Origin of the sequence: Bifidobacterium pseudolongum subsp. globosum (assembly GCF_004155535.1) — a bacterium.
GTDB classification, from domain to species: Bacteria; Actinomycetota; Actinomycetes; order Actinomycetales; family Bifidobacteriaceae; genus Bifidobacterium; species Bifidobacterium pseudolongum_C.
Genome location: NZ_RYUH01000007.1, coordinates 92,240 through 109,520, shown reverse-complemented (window position 1 = coordinate 109,520; position 17,281 = coordinate 92,240). Strand labels below are relative to the sequence as shown.

At 63.4% G+C, this 17,281-nt stretch carries 16 protein-coding genes and 1 tRNA gene; 3 read left to right on the top strand and 14 right to left on the bottom strand.

The features are described 5' to 3' along the window. Positions 1-62: 62 nt before the first annotated feature. The 5 genes from PG2093B_RS02560 to trmB all read right to left on the bottom strand — a co-directional run bounded on the left by PG2093B_RS02560 (position 63) and on the right by trmB (position 5,380). Positions 63-1,607 (bottom strand): ADP-ribosylglycohydrolase family protein, encoded by a 1,545-nt coding sequence (locus PG2093B_RS02560; protein ID WP_242502788.1) that lies wholly within the window; start codon positions 1,605-1,607, stop codon positions 63-65. 170 nt (positions 1,608-1,777) lie between these two features. Then, positions 1,778-3,373 (bottom strand): ATP-dependent nuclease, encoded by a 1,596-nt coding sequence (locus PG2093B_RS02555; RefSeq protein WP_129897026.1) that lies wholly within the window; start codon positions 3,371-3,373, stop codon positions 1,778-1,780. Then, positions 3,370-3,924, bottom strand: coding sequence for a protein kinase (locus tag PG2093B_RS02550; RefSeq protein WP_129897024.1), 555 nt, complete (start codon positions 3,922-3,924; stop codon positions 3,370-3,372). The genes PG2093B_RS02555 and PG2093B_RS02550 overlap by 4 nt, the downstream gene beginning before the upstream one ends. 447 nt (positions 3,925-4,371) lie before the next feature. Continuing rightward, positions 4,372-4,443, bottom strand: a tRNA-Glu gene (locus tag PG2093B_RS02545). Between the two features lie 64 nt (positions 4,444-4,507). Next, positions 4,508-5,380 carry a tRNA (guanosine(46)-N7)-methyltransferase TrmB gene (gene trmB / locus PG2093B_RS02540; protein ID WP_129897022.1) on the bottom strand — a complete coding sequence of 291 codons (873 nt, stop codon included), beginning with the start codon at positions 5,378-5,380 and terminating at the stop codon, positions 4,508-4,510. Between the two features lie 189 nt (positions 5,381-5,569). On the opposite strand from trmB, the gene galE reads away from it, so the two are divergent. Then, positions 5,570-6,580 carry a UDP-glucose 4-epimerase GalE gene (gene galE / locus PG2093B_RS02535; protein WP_129897020.1) on the top strand — a complete coding sequence of 337 codons (1,011 nt, stop codon included), beginning with the start codon at positions 5,570-5,572 and terminating at the stop codon, positions 6,578-6,580. Between the two features lie 93 nt (positions 6,581-6,673). Here galE and PG2093B_RS02530 read toward each other — a convergent pair whose 3' ends face one another. From PG2093B_RS02530 to PG2093B_RS02505, 6 genes are all read right to left on the bottom strand, one after another. Next, positions 6,674-7,642: an ABC transporter substrate-binding protein gene (locus PG2093B_RS02530; protein ID WP_129897019.1), complete on the bottom strand. Its 969-nt coding sequence runs from the start codon at positions 7,640-7,642 to the stop codon at positions 6,674-6,676. A 56-nt stretch (positions 7,643-7,698) separates the two neighbouring features. Beyond that, positions 7,699-8,841 (bottom strand): phosphotransferase enzyme family protein, encoded by a 1,143-nt coding sequence (locus PG2093B_RS02525; RefSeq protein ID WP_129897017.1) that lies wholly within the window; start codon positions 8,839-8,841, stop codon positions 7,699-7,701. Between the two features lie 34 nt (positions 8,842-8,875). Further along, a complete protein-coding gene (locus PG2093B_RS02520; protein ID WP_129897015.1) occupies positions 8,876-9,511 on the bottom strand; it encodes an ECF transporter S component in 636 nt (211 codons plus the stop codon). Between the two features lie 268 nt (positions 9,512-9,779). Beyond that, positions 9,780-10,277, bottom strand: a complete 498-nt coding sequence (locus tag PG2093B_RS02515; RefSeq protein ID WP_242502792.1) for a low molecular weight protein-tyrosine-phosphatase — start codon at positions 10,275-10,277, stop codon at positions 9,780-9,782. A gap of 80 nt (positions 10,278-10,357) precedes the next feature. Beyond that, positions 10,358-11,035 carry a dihydrofolate reductase gene (locus tag PG2093B_RS02510; protein WP_129897011.1) on the bottom strand — a complete coding sequence of 226 codons (678 nt, stop codon included), beginning with the start codon at positions 11,033-11,035 and terminating at the stop codon, positions 10,358-10,360. 81 nt (positions 11,036-11,116) lie between these two features. Continuing rightward, entirely contained in the window at positions 11,117-11,989 is an 873-nt protein-coding gene (locus PG2093B_RS02505) for a thymidylate synthase (RefSeq protein WP_129897009.1), read from the bottom strand. A gap of 130 nt (positions 11,990-12,119) precedes the next feature. On the opposite strand from PG2093B_RS02505, the gene PG2093B_RS02500 reads away from it, so the two are divergent. Continuing rightward, positions 12,120-12,533, top strand: coding sequence for an OsmC family protein (locus PG2093B_RS02500; protein ID WP_129897007.1), 414 nt, complete (start codon positions 12,120-12,122; stop codon positions 12,531-12,533). 108 nt (positions 12,534-12,641) lie between these two features. Here the strand turns inward: PG2093B_RS02500 and PG2093B_RS02495 are convergent, their stop codons facing one another. From PG2093B_RS02495 to PG2093B_RS02485, 3 genes are all read right to left on the bottom strand, one after another. Further along, positions 12,642-13,688 carry a universal stress protein gene (locus tag PG2093B_RS02495; RefSeq protein ID WP_165369684.1) on the bottom strand — a complete coding sequence of 349 codons (1,047 nt, stop codon included), beginning with the start codon at positions 13,686-13,688 and terminating at the stop codon, positions 12,642-12,644. Between the two features lie 133 nt (positions 13,689-13,821). Further along, a complete protein-coding gene (locus PG2093B_RS02490; RefSeq protein WP_129897062.1) occupies positions 13,822-14,622 on the bottom strand; it encodes a C40 family peptidase in 801 nt (266 codons plus the stop codon). Between the two features lie 134 nt (positions 14,623-14,756). Next, entirely contained in the window at positions 14,757-15,746 is a 990-nt protein-coding gene (locus tag PG2093B_RS02485; RefSeq protein WP_129897006.1) for a CHAP domain-containing protein, read from the bottom strand. Between the two features lie 372 nt (positions 15,747-16,118). Here PG2093B_RS02485 and serC point away from each other — a divergent pair, with 372 nt between their 5' ends. Further along, the gene (serC, locus tag PG2093B_RS02480; protein WP_129897004.1) at positions 16,119-17,258 is read left to right on the top strand and encodes a phosphoserine transaminase; all 1,140 of its coding nucleotides are present in this window, start codon (positions 16,119-16,121) and stop codon (positions 17,256-17,258) included. Positions 17,259-17,281: the final 23 nt, after the last annotated feature.

Here is a 17,281-nt window from a genome sequence, read left to right as displayed (position 1 = left end):
CTTCCCACGCAATGCCCCGCATGGGCACGGAGCCACTGCTCATTCTATCAAACGGGCGGGTGTCAGCGCTCCTCGCCGCACGTGCGCTCCATGCCGTTGGCTGCGATTGCCACCTCTTTGCTGTACATGCGCAAGCCGGATTCCACCGTGCGCACCGCCAGCGCGTACGCCGCATGGTAATGGCGGTATGCGCGCTCGCGCACCACATGGCACGCGTCGGCATTCAGACTTCCCGCGCGCCGCAGGTCGGCGAGCTCCCATTCGGCCGCCTGCCCCATGCGCAGGTGGATCATCGCGATGATGGGCCGGTCGTGTGCGTTGTCGAGGTCCATCTGCTCCTTGCACAGTTCATAGGCGCGTTCGTAACAGTCCGCTGCGGCGTCGTGGTCGGGCGGCCAGCCACGGCCATCGCGGTGCATGTCACCCAGATAGCATGCGCTTTCCGCACTGCCGAGCTGCTCGCCGCGCTCAAAGCAGGCGGCTGCGGCAAAGTCCGGGTCCTGTGCGGGCACATGCCCATACAGATACATCACACCCAGATTCGTCGCACACTGCGCGTCGCCGAGCTCCACGCCAGAAGCGAACCAGCGCGCGGCCTCACCGAACAGCGCCTCACGCCGCTCCGGGTCGGCCTGCAGCAGCGCTGCACGACTGCGGTCATCACCAAAATCACGGGCGGATTGTGCGGTGAGCGGCTCCGATCCGCCAAGCGCCGCCCCCGCAAACTCGGCGTCCCAATCCTCCACGTCGAGCGGCGCCCCACACACCACGGCGGCGATGATGCGCCAGCCGCGCAACGCGTCGTCCCACTCGCCGGGGATGCCGCGGCCGTCACGCTCCTCGCGCTCGTCCTCGAACCCGTACACAATGCCGGCGAGCGCGCCCGCCACAGCCGCGGTCGTGTCGGCGTCACCGCCCAGATTGACGGCGGCGAGCACACAGTCGCGGTACGAGTCGGTTGTGGTCAAGCACCAGAACGCGGCGCGCAGCGTATGCAGCACGTACCCGCTCGACTCGATCCGGCCGCGCGGCACAAGCCACACGCCGTCCTCGCCGGCGACCGCCGCCGCCTCGCGCGTGCTGGCGCCGCGGATCAGCGCGCGCGCCGCCCGCACGTAGCGCACGCACGCGTCCATGCTCGTCTCATGCGCGTGGGTGACGGCGCTCATCGCACGCACATCGTCGTCCGACACACCGAAGAACGCAAGCGGGATGCTGCGCATGAGTGCGCCATTGCCGTTGTCGCGCTCGCCATCCAGACCGTGGTCGGTGTGCAGGGCCTGGTATGTGGTGCGCCCCACGCCGAACGCCGCGCCGTCGGCCGTGTATTTGCCGTCGAACAGCCAGTCGCGGTAGCGTTCGCGCAGATCGTCGGGATCCACCACGCCGTCGCGGTGCATCAGGGAATCCAGTGTGGCCAATGCCATTGAGGTGTCGTCGGAAAACGTGCCGGCGGGTATGCCGGCCGCCTCACTGCCGGTCATCGTGATGCACGTGAACGTGTCACGTGCGCGCCCCTCGTATGGCACGCCGAGTGCGTCGCCGATCGCCTCGCCGTACATGGCGCTTTGCAGCAGCCGCAGCATTGTCTCGTCGCTGATGTCCATGTCCGTCTCCGTCTCTTCCGCGGTCGCCGGAGCACGCCGGCGAACCGCACATGTGCTGTGCACAACCAATCACCATGGCGCCTGTGCGGTTCAGGTGTTGCCATGTGCGTCTAGGATACCGCCATTCCCCTCGTCGTGCCTAGCGCATGGGTGCCACGCGCGCCGCGGATTCAACGATTGCGCGTGACAGCGTTGAGCATGAGCTCCACGCTTTCGATGCGCCGCGCCACCTTGGCGGTGATGTGCGGCAGGAGCGCGATGACCGCGCGCGTCTTGTTCGTGCGCACACGGCAGAACGCGGCCACCGATTCGCAGTCGAGCGCGCCGTTCGCACGGGCCGCGCACAGCGCTTTCAGTTCGCCGGCGCGGAATGCGCCGCTGTGTTCAAGTGCCTGCAGCGTGCGTTCTGCGCCCAGCGCGCGCACATATTCGCCTTCCAGGTCGGGCTGTGAGACCCACACATGCTCGGCGGCCAGCTGGTCAACGCGCACATGGTATTGCCCGGCGATCTCCTGCACCGCGTCGGCGTCGATGAGCTGCGCGAGCGGCACCTGGAACCCGTGTTCGCCGAACATGCGGCGCCACGCGGGCATGTCGCCACAACCGCCCGCCTCGAGCAGCACGATGCCGTAGGCGTCCAGATTGCGTTTCGTCACGTCTGCGCAATGCTCCACAAGCACGCGGTCGGTGATGCCCTCGACGACGATCACGCGGTCGGCAGTCAAGGGCTCAAGCCGGTCGCGCACCCACATGTGCAACAGCAGTTTGTCGTCTTCGCTCAGAAAATCACGCTGCGGCTGTACCACTTGGCCACCGGAGTGCATCACCACGATCTGGTCGGGTTCGAACTCGCCGATAATGTCCGGCGAGTGCGTGGCGATGATCTTCTGGCTGTCGCCGCGCGCGAGCAGACGCGCGAGATTGCGCTGGCTCGTGGGGTGCAAATGCGCTTCCGGCTCGTCCAGGCCGATGATGCGCGTACGTTCGTCGAGGTCGTCGACGAGCGCGAGCGCATACACCGCCCGCAAGCCGCCCGACTGGTCACCCAAGTCGCGCTGTTCGCCGTTCTTGCGCAATTGCAGGCGCAGGCCGGCGAGTGGCGAGGATGAGTCGCGCGCGGCGGGCACGAAGACGAGGTTGTTCTGCTGGTAGTCTCCCGGTAGTGCGGCGGTCAGTTGCGCGGCGATGCGCCGGCGCAGTTCGAGCAGCGGCTGCGATTCCTCGAGCACTCGCGCATAGGCGCGGTCGACTTCGGCGAGCGCCTTGCGTTCCTGCTGCAGGTCCTGTGCGGCGAGCAGGCCATCGATGAACGATGTGTGCGCGCTGCCGAACGACTGGTCATCGGCGATGTACGTCCAGCCGATTGCGTCGATCTGCGATTGCAGCAGGTCGGTTTCGTGCCATGCGCCGGCCGCGTACCGGCGGATGACAAGCGATTCGCCGTCCGCTTCGACGCGCGCCTCGAGCCGCAGGGTCAGCGTGGACGCGCCGCCGGATTGGCGCATGGCCTTGCCGAAGTGCGGGTCGTTGGCGGCGCATTCGAGTTGCGCCTCGATGACGAACGGCTGGGCGCGGTCGCGCACGTCGTCGGCGGTGATCGACGTGTAGAGCGCACCTTGGGTGGCGCCGAGCAGCAGGTCGAGGCAGCGCAGGATCGAGGTCTTGCCCGAGTCGTTGGTGCCCACGAGCACGAGATGCCGGCGTACTTCGATGTGCAGGTCGGCCACACGGGTGTGGTTGCGAATCGCGACTGAGGTGAGTCTCACGGCTGGCTGGATGGGTGGTCGGCCACGTACTGCAGGAACTCGTTCGTCTTCGACCAGTATTTAACTCCCCAGTTCTCGAAGTTCCACTCGTCCATGTAGTCGTTGCACTCGAAGTCGATGTAATAGAGTAAACCGTCCTGCACCACGAAGTTCGTGGGGAAATAGTCGATGTTGATGCGGTGGCGGGCCAGCTGGTTGGCCATGAACCGCACCTGTTCGAGGTATTCGGGGCGCATCTCGTCCTGCAACACAAGCTCGTAGACGGTGGGCCCATCCACGTACTCCTTGAGGATGCGCTCTTTGTCGATGTCCACGTCGAGCATCATGGGCAGGCGTACGCCCAGTTCGCGCAGCCGGCGGTAGTCGCGGATCTCGGATTGGATCTTGTCGCCGAACTGGTAGTACGAGCAGGGTTCGTGGTGGATCTGCTTGAGTACGTATTCGGTGTGCGGCATGCTCTGGGAACGGACGAGGAAGGAATAGCCCCCCTTGCCTTTGCCCAGCAGGCGAAGCACGTCGAAGGGCGTCCCATTGACCGTCAATTGCTTCATGTTGGCATCGTATCATGCCGCCGGCGGATGCAAAGCAAAAGACCCGCCATGTGGCGTCTCACGTTGGCGGCCACCTGCGGCAGGGCGTGCCTGCCCCTAGACACCTACTACTATCCAGAGCGACACCGGTGACCATGCGTGACTGACCTTAGACACCAACAGCCACCTAAGTCATCCCAGACGGTATCCCCGTGACTGACTCTAGACACGTGCAGCCACCACAAGGCACTGGCTGGTCCTTGACCGGTGGCTATCATGAGTGTTTTCGGACAGGTACAGACGGTTGTCATGCTCAGCGGCCCCGGATATGACTTTCGTCGGGGGTGCCCAGAGGTTCGTCGCCCAGCAGCGCAGATTGCATGACTTTTTTGCGGGAGGTTGGTACTGGGTTGTTACCGGGTAGAAAATAACCCTTGGAATCGTTGTGATTCCAAGGGTTGTGGGTCGTACCCCCTGAGAGAGTCGAACTCTCGTTGTCAGATTGAAAGTCTGGTGTCCTAACCGTTAGACGAAGGGGGCCTGACAACTCGATTAATAATACACGAGACGTCAATGCACGCAAATCACGGCGTGTCGCACGCAATCACCGCGTGCGATAGGTGAAATCGTGGATCACACGGCCGGCGGCGAGGCCCTTTTTCTCGAAGTTTGTCAGCACGCGCCCTTCGAAGCGTTCGGATTCGGTGAAGTCGGCGTGCGGCAGCCCGGCCGCGTCCGCCGCATTGCCTTTGCCTACATGTTCGGTCGGCAGGCTCACCGTGAGCGCGCCGGCGTTGGCGAAGTCGTCACGGCCGTCCATCACCTCGTGCACATGGAGCGCGTAATCCTCAATGTCGGTGGCGATGCGCCACACGCCGCCGTCCGCGAGCGCACGCCGCACATCCGCGGCGAGGTCCGGCTGCACGATGCGGCGCTTGTGGTGCTTCATCTTGGGCCATGGGTCGGGGAAGAACGTCCACACTTCGCTCACCACGCCCGGCGCCACCGCCTTCATGAGCTCGGGCGCATTGACCTGCGCGATGCGCAGATTGCGTAGGCCGCGCTTGCCGGCGAGCAGCAGGGTGTGTGCCACGCCCGGGTCGTAGACCTCGAGCGCAAGGAAGTTGAGTTCGGGGTGAGCCTCGGCCGCGGTGGCCACGTTTTCACCCTGCCCGCTGCCGATTTCGATGACGAGCGGGTTCGCGTTGCCCCACACGCGCTGCACATACGCCGCGTCGAGCGTGAAGTCGGCACGCGGGTCGAGCGACCCCTCCCCCGCATTGACTCCGCCGAGCAGGTAGTCGTGCGCATAGTTATCCCACGCACGCTGCAGCCGGTCGTCGAGGCGCGGCGAGCGGCGGACGAACGAGAGCACCTTGCGCCCATAGAGCGGCGGGCGCGCGGGTTCGCCCGCGGCTGAGGCCGTGGTTGCGTCTGGTGCTGTGGTGGGTGCTGCTGTGCTGTTCTCGGCTGTCATAGCCTCCTTTATATCCGGGCCTCTACCCGTGGACGTGGGTGGCGGCGCCTATTGTTTTCCGCGCGGCGTATGTTGAGACACGACACTGTGCGCGCCCGCGCGAACCTGTAGTATACTGGAATTGTTACAAAAGGTAACATAAAACAGCAAAAGAGAACACTCTCTGTTGCTTTTGTGGAAAGGACCAACATGACCGTTCTCGTAACAGGCGGCTGTGGCTACATTGGCGCCCATGTGGTGCATGCCCTGCACGAAGCCGGGCAGGACGTGGTGGTTGTGGACGATCTGAGCTATGGCAAGCCCGATCGCATTGGAAACGCACGTCTGTACGGCATGGACATCTCCGCTCCGGGCGCCGGCGAACGCCTTGCCGAGATCATGAAGGCGGAGAACGTCGACTCCGTCATCCACTTCGCCGCGCGCAAGCAGGTCGGCGAATCGGTCGAAAAGCCGCTGTGGTACTACCAGCAGAACATCAACGGCATGCTCAACGTGCTCGAAGGCATGCGCGAGGCCGGCGTGAAGAAGCTCGTCTTCTCGTCGAGCGCCGCCACCTACGGCGTGCCGCCGGTCGATGTGGTGCCCGAAGACGTGCAGCCGATGGTGCCGATCAACCCGTATGGCCAGACCAAGCTGTTCGGCGAATGGATGGCCCGCGCGTGCGAGGAGCCGTACGGCATCCGCTTCTGCGGTCTGCGCTACTTCAACGTGGCCGGCTGTGGCCCGGTGGAGCTCGAGGACCCGGCGATTCTGAACCTGATCCCCATGCTGTTCGACCGCCTCAAGCAGGGCAAGGCGCCGGCGATTTTCGGCGATGACTACCCGACTCCAGACGGCACATGCGTGCGCGACTACATCCACGTCTCCGATCTGGCCGATGCCCATCTGGCTGCGCTCAAGTACCTGGACCGCGACGAACGCAAGTACGACGTGTTCAACGTCGGCACTGGCGAAGGCACCTCGGTGCGTCAGATTGTGGACGAAGTCAAGAAGGTGACCGGGCTGCCGTTCACCGAGACCGTCATGCCGCGCCGTGCGGGCGACCCGCCGCACCTGATCGGTTCGCCCAAGCGCATCAACGAGGAGATGGGCTGGCACGCCAAGTACGATGTCGAAGACATCGTGGAATCCGCATGGAACGCATGGCAGGCCAATCCGGACCACTACATCGACGTGGAGACCTGGAAGCAGACCGACTGATTCACTCGATCAGCGCCCATCAGCCGGTGGGGTCCGTGGAACATTCCACGAACCCCACCGTTCTTTTTCCCTTCGGGCTCCCCCGCGCGAACGCTACCCTACGACTCGATTGTCCAAACGAGCCGGCACCACGCCGTCGCCCTGCGGCAGCAACGCGTTGGTGACGCATCCGCTGTCGATCGATGCCAATGCCTGTTCAAGTGGCACACTCAGGTGGCCATTGCCCGCCATCCATTCCGTATACCCACGCACCATGCCTATATCGGCGGTGCCCCAGTTGCCATCGGCGTCGACCCACGATGGGGCCACGGCGGCAAGTGACGCGGCGAGCACATCGGGGTCGATATGGCACAGCGCCGGTTGCAGCGCTTCAACGGCGGCCTGTGGATCATCGATCGCCATACGGTACCCCTGCGCAGTGGCCGCGAGAAAATCACGCACCATCTGCGGATTGCGCTCAATCAGGTCATGACGTGCGGAAACGTAATAGGAGTGGTGCGGCGCCACCTCGACGTCGTCGAACGGCAGCACGACGAGGTCGTTGAAATCGCCTGATCCCTGATACGGTTCCCACCATGCCACATTGATGAACGCATCGCATTTGCCGCGTTCCACACTGCGGATATCAGGTTCCCACTGCCCTGGATCGATGGTGTTCAACGTGGAGAAGTCGCCGCCATCTTTCTCCACCGCCTGCTGCAGCTCTGTGTACAGTCGGGCGACGCCCATCGGAATACACACGCGTTTGCCTTCCAGATCGCGGAATCGACGGATGCCGCTGGCCTTGTTCGTGATGATGCCGCCGATCTGGCACTGGTTCATCACCGCAAACGACGTGAGCGACGATTCGCCCTGCTGGTGGAACAGCAGCTGGTTGAGTCGCACCAGGGCGATGTCCACTTCGCCGCGCTCCACCAGACAAGCCGGATCGCCGCGGTAGAAGTCGCCGCTGATGAAGTCCACATCCAGGCCGCGCTCCGCGTACAGGCCGCGCGCACGGGCCAGATAGAATCCAGCGTGATTCGTCCATGGATGGACATATTCGAGTCGAACTTTCAGCATGGTTCCCAATACTCCTTCTTGTTCTTATCTTGTTCTTTCCTCGTTGTGCCGTTGCGCTACAGCGCGCGACGCACGTCGTCGAGGAACCGACGACCGTCCGGCGTGCCAAACCATGCGGTATGGGCGTTGAGCGCGGTGTCATAGCACCAGTCGGCGTCCTCATCCCGCATCGGTCCGTCTACGTAATAAGCGATCCAGTTGAGTGACGCTTCGGCCTGCGCGAGCGGTAGCATCCACGGCAGCACATCGCGCTCTGCGTCAGACAACGGACGCAGGCGCTCATAGCCCTCAATGATGGCACGGGCGATGTCAGGGCGACAGGCGTCCGTCTGCCCGTCCATAATCTGAACGAACTGGATGGCGTTGCGTTCGATGGCCTCGACTAAATCGAACAATGCCGCATTGCGGTCGGCCAATCCGAAATCGATGACGGAACGCGGTGCACTTCCCCGCCACAACATGTTCGAGACGTGCGGGTCGCCATGCGTCCATGATTCCGAGAGCTCGCCGTAACGGGGCGCGACATGGCGTATATAGGCGCGATGTGGCGCCAGGTCGCGACGCCAGTCGCGCCCCGTGCGCTCAAGATAGCGACGCACGGATGGCCGTGCATCCAGCCAGCCGTCAAATTCCCTATCAAAATCACCAGAGGCAAACAAACCAAACCGGTTCTGGTATGGATCGGGGCGCGCGGCACGAGGCTCACCGAAGCCACGGGACGCCAGCGCGATACGCGCCACCGTCTCCCCCAATCCGCGTGCTTCATCGAGTGTGGCGGGTGGATCCCACGTCAGCGCGTTGGCATACCGGTCTTCCCCCGGCGCTTGCGCGCAGACTTCGTAGACATATGGGCCCACCGTGAGCGTACAACCATCGACTCCACGATTGCGCGCGGCATCGAACGGGAGGAACGGCATCACGGTCATCCCATGCCCCGCGAGCCACGCCACGTAACGCTGGTATGGGTGGATGGCGCGCGCATCGCGCACGGATGTGTGGTACCGCTTGATGTACACGTTGCCGCAATCGGTGGCGACCATTGCGCCTGCGGCGGTCGGCCGTGCGCTACGCGCGATCATGGCGGACGCTTTCAGCGGCTCGGCAAGCGCCAAAAGCACCCTTTTCGCTTCGGGCAATGTGATATCGCGCCAACGTTGCTGCACAATATCCAGCTGCGCATTATTCTCAGGGTTATCCATGGCACATGCCCCCTATGGGATCGGCTCGCACCGATCAGGCTTCCGGATCGGCGGCGACCGGTGCGGCGGCCCTGACTGCAGCCCGTCCGCCTGCAAGGCGCTCCAGCGCGCCAGTACCAGCAAGCCCTCGATACAGCACCCACATGAGCACGCCGGCCACCACGGCTCCCGACAGCACATTGCACACGATGCTCACGGTGAGCACGAGCCCGTTCTTGCCCATTCCGTACAGCATCCAAGAGGCCGCGAAACCACCGAGAGCCGACAGCGCGCCGGACAACGCGGTGACGGCCATGTTCCACACGCCGTAGGCACACAGCGCGAACGCGAGTTCTGCACCCAACCCCTGCAACAGGCCGGGCAGTACGGTTCCTGCGCCACCCCATTGGCTTCCGAGCAGTGCCTCAAGCACGGACGCGACCATTTCCGCGAAGAGCGCAGCACCGGGCTTACGCACAATGATCATCGCAAGAGGACCGGCTATGTAGTAGAAGCCATTGAGCAAATCCGAAGCGCCCGGCACGATGTCGAGCACACCGCCGATAGGCGCATAGATGAACCCGATCGCCCAGAACACAATGCCCGAGGCGACGGCGATGACGGCGGTGACGGTGATGTCGGCCACGGACCAGCGGAAACGATGGCGCGACGGCCTGACTGATTGATTCATGGGTTTTCCCTGCTTTCTCGTTCGTTGGTCAAGCAGGGGTGCACCGATATCAAAACTTCGTCCGCCAGCATTATCTGGAAATCACGTTCAACGGTCAGGATTCGCATCCTTCTCAGCTCGACTGAGCTCCCGTGCTTGATGGCACTCATGCTATAGGAGGCCCATGAACAATCCACCCCATTCCCGGACCCCACTGTCCGGAATATGGACACGCATGCACTGGGCGGCCACATGCAAGCACCGCCCAGTACGGTGAAACGACACTCGATCAGCCGCGTGCTTTGAGCTGCCGCTCCACGTAATCAGCAATATATGGGGCTACAGCTTCAATCTGGTCAATCGCCGTTTCAAACTCGCGCGAACCGCCATACCACGGGTCAACGAGGTCAATCTCGCTTTCGTACCCCGGCTGCGGATCAGGCAGGTCGGGGTCGAAGCTGCGGTACATATGTACATCGCCGCGCTTGCTCAGCGGCAGCATGTGCAGCAGCGCATTCATATGCGAAGCAGTCATCGGCAGGAACAAGTCGGTGTCAGCAATCTCGTTGCGCGTGATGCGGTGGGCGAAATGCTTGGCCGGAATCGCGTAGCCTCGCTCCTTCAGCACCTTCACCGCGCGCGGATCAATCGGATTGCCGTACTCCTCGTCACTGACGCCACTCGACTCCACGCGCACCGCGTCGCCCAGCCCACGCTGTTCGAACTCATGGCGCAGAATGATCTCTCCCATCGGCGAACGGCAGATGTTGCCTGTGCACACGGTCATCACGGTGTATGGCTGAGCCTCATGCTTCTTCACTGCTCTTCCTCTTCCCCTCGGTATGCGGGGCGCTGCCCCGCGCATGTCTATTCCTGCGTGCCTTCGTGTTGGTGGCTCAACGTCACGTAACGGTAGCGCGCAATGCCTTCCGCCTTGCTCGGCACCATCCAGTCGGTGCGCTCATCGACCTTCCATGCGCCTTTGTCTATCGCATCGCTCAAGTCCGGTGCATAGGTGTCCGCATCCACATTCGCGTCAATCTGCGTGATGAACACCTTGGATGCCAATGGCAACATCTGGTTGAACAGCTGCGCGCCACCGATCACCCAGATCTCGCTGCGGTCGAGGCCGTCGTCCGGAATGGCCTCCTGACGGGCCAGGTCGAGTGCCTCCTCCACGTCACAGGCCACGGTGGCCCCTGGCGCACGGAACGAGCGGTCATGCGAGATCACGATGTTGTCTCGGTTCGCGAGTGGGCGGAACTTCGGGTTCAGCGACTCCCATGTCTTGCGCCCCATGATCACCGGGTGCGAGACCGTGAGTTCCTTGAACCGCCGCAGATCTTCGGACAGATGCCACGGCATGCCCCCATCGAAGCCGATCGCGCCCGGACGACCCTCTTTGTCGTTCGCTTGCGCCCAGATCAGGTTGATGGAGAATGTCTTGGCGTAGTCGTCGCCCCAGTCGTCTTCCAGCAGATTCTCAGGCCCGGCAATCCCGGGCTCGGATTCGTGATAGCCGGTGCGGCTACTATCGTGCTCCATTTCATCTCTCCTTGAACGAGGTAATCGGGTCACAGTTTATGCAAAGCCGCAGACCGTGGCGTTCGCGGAGACGGGCGCGTCTCAGACCGCGATCGGCGCCTTGATCGTGGGGTGGTACTGGTAGTCCACGATCTCGAAATCACCGTAGTCGTACTCGAAGAGCGAATCCGCCTTGTGGATCCGCATCGTCGGGTACGGGTAGGGCTCGCGCGAGAGCTGTTCGAGCACCTGGTCCACATGGTTGTCGTAGATATGGCAGTCGCCGCCCGTCCACACGAACTCACCCGGCTCCAGGCCGGCCTGCTGCGCCATCATCATCGTGAGCAGCGAATACGAGGCGATGTTGAACGGCACACCCAGGAACATGTCACACGACCGCTGGTACAGCTGGCAGCTGAGCTTGCCGTTGGCCACGTAGAACTGGAACAGCGCATGGCACGGCGGCAGCGCCATCTGCTCGACCTCCGCGGGGTTCCAGGCGGTGACCACCATGCGGCGTGAATCCGGCTGCGTGCGGATCAGGTCCAGCACGTTCGAGATTTGGTCGATCGTGCGGTTCGGGTCGTCCGGGGTCGGCGCCGGCCAGCTGCGCCACTGCACGCCGTAGACGGGGCCGAGGTCGCCGTTTTCGTCGGCCCATTCGTCCCAGATGTGCACATTGTGCTCCTGCAGCCAGCGCACATTGCCCGATCCCTTGAGGAACCACAGCAGCTCGTACGCGATGCCCTTGAAGAACACGCGCTTGGTGGTCAGCAGCGGGAACCCTTCGCTCAGGTCGAACCGCATCTGCTGGCCGAACAGCGAAATAGTGCCGGTGCCGGTGCGGTCCGATTTGAGGTTGCCCTCCATGAGGATCTTGCGCAGCAGGTCCTCGTATGGCATGGGGATGGTGGTCTGCGGACGTGCCGGCACTTGGGCGCGGATAGATTCCAGGTCTGCTTGAGTCAAAGGCATAACAGTCCATACTAAGAGCGCTTTTGGACGGCGTATCGCTCTGCGCGTGGGCGCGCCCCTAGCCAAGCGCGTGGGCCTTGAGTACGATGGGTGAGGGCATATCAGCCATGCACAACAAAGGAGCATAAGTATGGGCAAGCGACTGTGGGTTGAGCGCAACAAAGACGGTTCCTGGGACGCTTTCAGCGATGACGGCGCCCACCTCAAGTTCGGCAAGGGCAAGGGCCAGTTCACCCCCGGCGACCTGATGAAGATCGCACTGGCGGCATGCGCGGCGCTGTCGAGCCGCATGGCCGTGGAAAACGCCGTGGGCGAAGGCAAGGGCGCCAAGATCATCGTGGACGGCACATATGACGCCGACAACGACTCCTACATCAACTTCAGCGAGCAGGTAGTCATCGACGCCTCGGACGCCAATCTGACCGACGACGAGGTGGAGAAGCTCAAGAAGCGCACCAAGGCGCACATCGAAAAGGGCTGCACCGTGATGCACACCTACGAGCAGGAGACGCCGGTGCGCATGGACATCGAAGTGCGCCGCTGAGCGCACTCTCACTGAGCGTAATCGAGGGGCCCGTACGGAGTCGTCATAGTGACGACTCCGTACGGGCCCCTCGATTACGCTCAGGTGCGCGCAGGCGCACCGGTCGCGTCAGTCGTTGCGGCGGTCGCGGTAGGCGGCGGCCTGCGGGTCGATGTTGCTCTCGATCTCACGCTCCACGTCTTCGCCGGCGCGGTCGACCGGCACCTCCTTGACCAGTTCGTCGATCGACGTGGCCTGCACGGTCTCGGCCGGCGTCGCTTCGGCGCGCGAAGCCTCGGTTTCCACGAACTTGCGCGGCACCACATAGACCGGCGAGACGGAATGCTGCAGCAGGCCCTGGCTCGTGGAGTTGAATAGCAGGCCGGTGAATCCGCCACGGCCGCACGAGCCGACGACGACCATGTCGTGGTCGCGGCTCGCGCGCGTCAGCGTCTCCACCGCATTGCCTGCCACGATCGTCTTGCGAATCTTCAGGTCCGGGTACTTCGCGGTGATCGGGACGAGACGCTCGTCGAGCGCCTCTTCGAACTGGTGGCGCACATCGGCGTCTTCCAGGTTCGTGTTCGACGGCACCACAGTGATCACGTCGAGTTCGGCGCCCCAGCTGTTGGTGAAGTCGGCGGCGAGCTGCAGCGCGCGAATGCCCCACTTCGTGTCGTCGGAGCCGACGGCCACGCGCGTGATCACGTTGTTGAGGTGCATCAGGTTGCCTTTGTCGTCGGTGTACGGCACCACCACGATCGGGCAGTACGCGTAGGCCGGCAGGCTCGAGCTTGTGGTGCCGAGCAGGCGTTCGGCGAGACCGCCCTTGCCGCGGTTGCCGATGACGATGAGGTTGTAGTTGCGCGACAGCTCCACGAACACCGACGACGGGTCACCGGTCACGATCAGCGTCTGCGCGTCCACGCCCTGCTCGTCCGCGATCGCCTTGGCCTTCGACAGGATCTCCTGAGCGTCGGCGTGTGCCGCGTTGTCGTCCCCCATCGCGGTGTACGTGGCGTCGAACGAGACAGCGGCGTAGCTCGGCAGCGAATACGCGCAGACGATCTGCAGCGAAAGCCCGACGTGCTTGGCGTAGTTCGCGGCCCACCATGTGGCCTTGTAGCTCGCGTGCGAGCCGTCGACGCCAACCAGAATCGTCTTGTCGTTCACCATGTCATTCACCATGAGGGACCTCCTTGCCCAACACAACGCATGTCTTCCAACCCCTACAATACCGCATGCAAAAGCAGGGTGCAGACTCCATGTGGAGCCTGCACCCTGAGAAAAGGTGAAAAGGCGAAGGGAACTACAGCACGCGGCGGATCGAATAGCCGCCGTAGAAGACGGACGTATCCGTGATCTGCGTGCCCTGTGCCGGATTCAGTGCGTTGATGACCATGCCGTTGCCAATGTAGATGGCGGCGTGCATGCCGTTGGCGAGGATATCGCCGGGCTGTGCCTGCGCGAGGCTCGGCACGGCCACGCCGACGCCCGCCTGCGCACCGGAGGTGCGGGGCAGGTTGATGCCGAACTGGGCGAACACATACTGGACGAAGCCAGAGCAATCCCAGCCGGCCGGCGTGGTGCCACCGGCGGCGTACGGCGCGCCGATGAACTTCTGCGCGTACGCAGCGATCGATGCACCGTTCTTGCTGGCGGGCACTTCCGGAGCGGCAGCGGTCTGCTGCTGCTCGGCAGGCGCCGCTTCCTGCTGCTGAATCGGTTCGCGTTCCTGGCTGCGGCTTGCGGCCTCAGCCTGTTCGCGTTCGAGGCGCGCAGCGGCTTCGGCGGCTGCCGCCGCCTCGGCGTCCTTGCGGGCCTGTTCTTCTTCTTGGGCTTTCTTCTCGGCGTCCTTCTCCGCCTGGGACTTGGTCTGAGGAACATCCATGCTTCCCAGCCCACCCCAGTTGGAGTCATCTTCGACGTCGGTGGAAGTGGCCTCCGCAAAGAAATCGGTCTTTGCGGTGTTCACCTTGGGGAATGAGCGGGTCGAGACGATATAGTCCGAACTCGACGCTGCATCATCTGCGACAGCGGCGGGCACACCCATGAACAACATGGGGATGGCGAGCGCTGCAGCGGCAGTAATCGATATAGAACGTTTCATCTTTTTCATCACCCTTTAGAGTAGCACGCCCATGGTGTAACGGCCATGGATCACGGGTATTGGCAATACGCGCCCGGTGAACATCACACCAAACAGGCGCATCGGGCGCGGGTAGCCGCGTATGGGAAAACAGATCAGTAGTGCACGAATGTGAAGCCGGAGACCTTGTCCGCCGAGAACTCACGCTCGGAGATGACGCCGGCGCCCTGCACGTTGGATTCCGAGATCTTGATGGAGCCATCGGGGTTGATCGCCTCGACAATGGCCACATGGCCGTAATAGCCGTCGGCGCCTTCCTGGCCCGGTGCGAACACGAGCACATCGCCCACGGCGCGCGGCGTGTTGTCGACCCAGTAACCAAGCGCCTGCGCGGAGGCACCCCAGCTGCGTGCATCGCCGAAGAACGAGCCGGTGTTCAGCCCCAGCTGGTGGCGGCGCTCATATGACCACCATGTGCACTGGCCCCACGGGTACTGGTTGCCCGTGTCGCCGGTGGGGTGGTTCGGATTGAAGCCGTCGGGCAGATTCGCCTCATCCTTGTCCACGCGCTCGGCGACCTTGCTGTTGTCCGCCTTCGCCTTGGTGAGCGCGTTGGCATCGGCGATGGCGTTGGAATCGCCGAGGTCCCAGCCGCCTTCGTTCGTCGTGGAGGTGGTCGTGGCGCCCACGGCGCCCTGGTCCTGTGCGCCCTGCAGCCCGTCGGTCAGCGCCTCACGCGTGTCGGAACGCGAAGCCGCGCCGTCGTTGACGTGCGTGATGTTCATGGTCTGCGTGGTTTCGGCGCCCGCGACGGGGAACATCGTCGTCGTGTCGTCCTGCGATTTCATGAAGGCCATCGACGTGGCTGCAGTGCCCACCAGCGCGGCAAGTGACGCCGACGTGAGCACCGTGTTGCGGCGCTGCGCCGCCTTGGCCGATTCACGGATCGACCGGCGCGTCAGCGGCGCCACCTCGTTGAGTTTCGCCGCTAAATCCTCATCAATGCCGAGGGCCTCGGCATTGCCGGCCGCAGCCTTCTCGGCATAGACGGCCTGAGGGGAATGGGATCCGTGATGGGTTGTGAACAGGTTGGTCAGTGACTTGGCGCCAGCCGCCTTATGGGCTTTGGGGGCAGCATGCCTCATACCTACAACACTCCTTGTGCACATGAAGAAAATCACGCACAGGCGCCCATGGCCGTGCCATAGGTATCCCGCACTCGTACTCGCTGGTTCAACAGATTACATCAAGTCAAGGCCAAGCAAAACCGCACGCTTGCGCAGCGCCGGCCGTGAAGGAAGCCAACAATGTGCACGATAGCACCGTTTTGTGACCTCGATAGGCGCTTTGGTTCACTAAGCAAAAAACCACAAATCTTCACAAACTCGTGATATCTGTACAACGCTGCACTGCCTGACGAACACTTCGCACACAGCTGACACGCATGGCGGCCGTTGCGGTTCCCTATCCGAAACGCGCCCGCTGTTGTTCCTCAACGCTGGCTACTCTTGGACACCATGGACACTATTACGATTCCGCAGTCAATGCTGCCTGAAGACGCCCGCTTCGGCTCCGGCCCCAGCAAGATCCGCCCCGAACAGGTCGAGGCCCTCGACCGTGCCGCGCTCACGCTCCTCGGCACGTCGCACCGCCAGGCCCCGGTCAAGGACCTCGTCGAATCCATCCGCACGGGCATCGCACGGTTCTTCTCACTGCCCGACGGCTACGAGGTGGTGCTCGGCAACGGCGGTGCGAGCGCGTTCTGGGACGTGATGTGCGCGTCGCTCATCACACGTCAGGCCGCCTGCGGCGTGTATGGGTCGTTCAGCAAGAAGGTCGCGGCGTCGGTGGCGTCGGCGCCGTTCCTGGAAGATCCGATCGTCTTCGAGAGCGAACCCGGCACGTATTGCGTGCCTGAACGCACCGAATACGTCGACACGTATTGCTGGGCGCAGAACGAGACGTCGACCGGTGTGCAGGCGCCGGTCTACCGCATCGACGGCAGCCGCGAGCAGGGCGCGCTGATCGCGATCGACGCGACGAGCGCCGCCGGCGCGATCCCCGTGGACATCTCGCAGACCGACGTCTATTACTTCTCCCCGCAGAAGGCCTTTGGTTCCGAAGGCGGCCTGTGGATCGCGATCCTCTCCCCCGCTGCGATCCAACGCGCGGAAGGCATCAAGCGCAGCTGCGCGCTCGAGGGCGCGCGCCGCTGGATCCCGCCGTTCCTCTCGCTGACCTCCGCGATCGACAACTCGCTCAAGAACCAGACGCTCAACACGCCGTCGATCAGCACGCTCGTGCTGCTTGGCGAGCAGGTGAAGTGGCTCAACGAAAACGGCGGCATGGCGTGGTCCGCCGCCCGCTGCAAGCGTTCCTCGGACATCGTGTACGCGTGGGCCGAGCGCAGCGCATATGCGCGCCCGTTCGTGACCGATGTGAACGCGCGGTCGCAGTCGGTCGTCACGATCGACCTCGACGACTCGGTGCCGCAGGCGTATGTGACGGCGGTGCTGCGTGACAACGGCATCGTCGACGTCAACGGCTACCGCAAGCTGGGCCGCAACCAGCTGCGCATCGGCGTGTTCCCCTCGGTGGAGCCTTCCGACGTGGAGGCGCTGCTTGCGTGCATCGACTACGTGGTCGAGCACATGTGACCCACGCGCCGCACCTCTGTGAT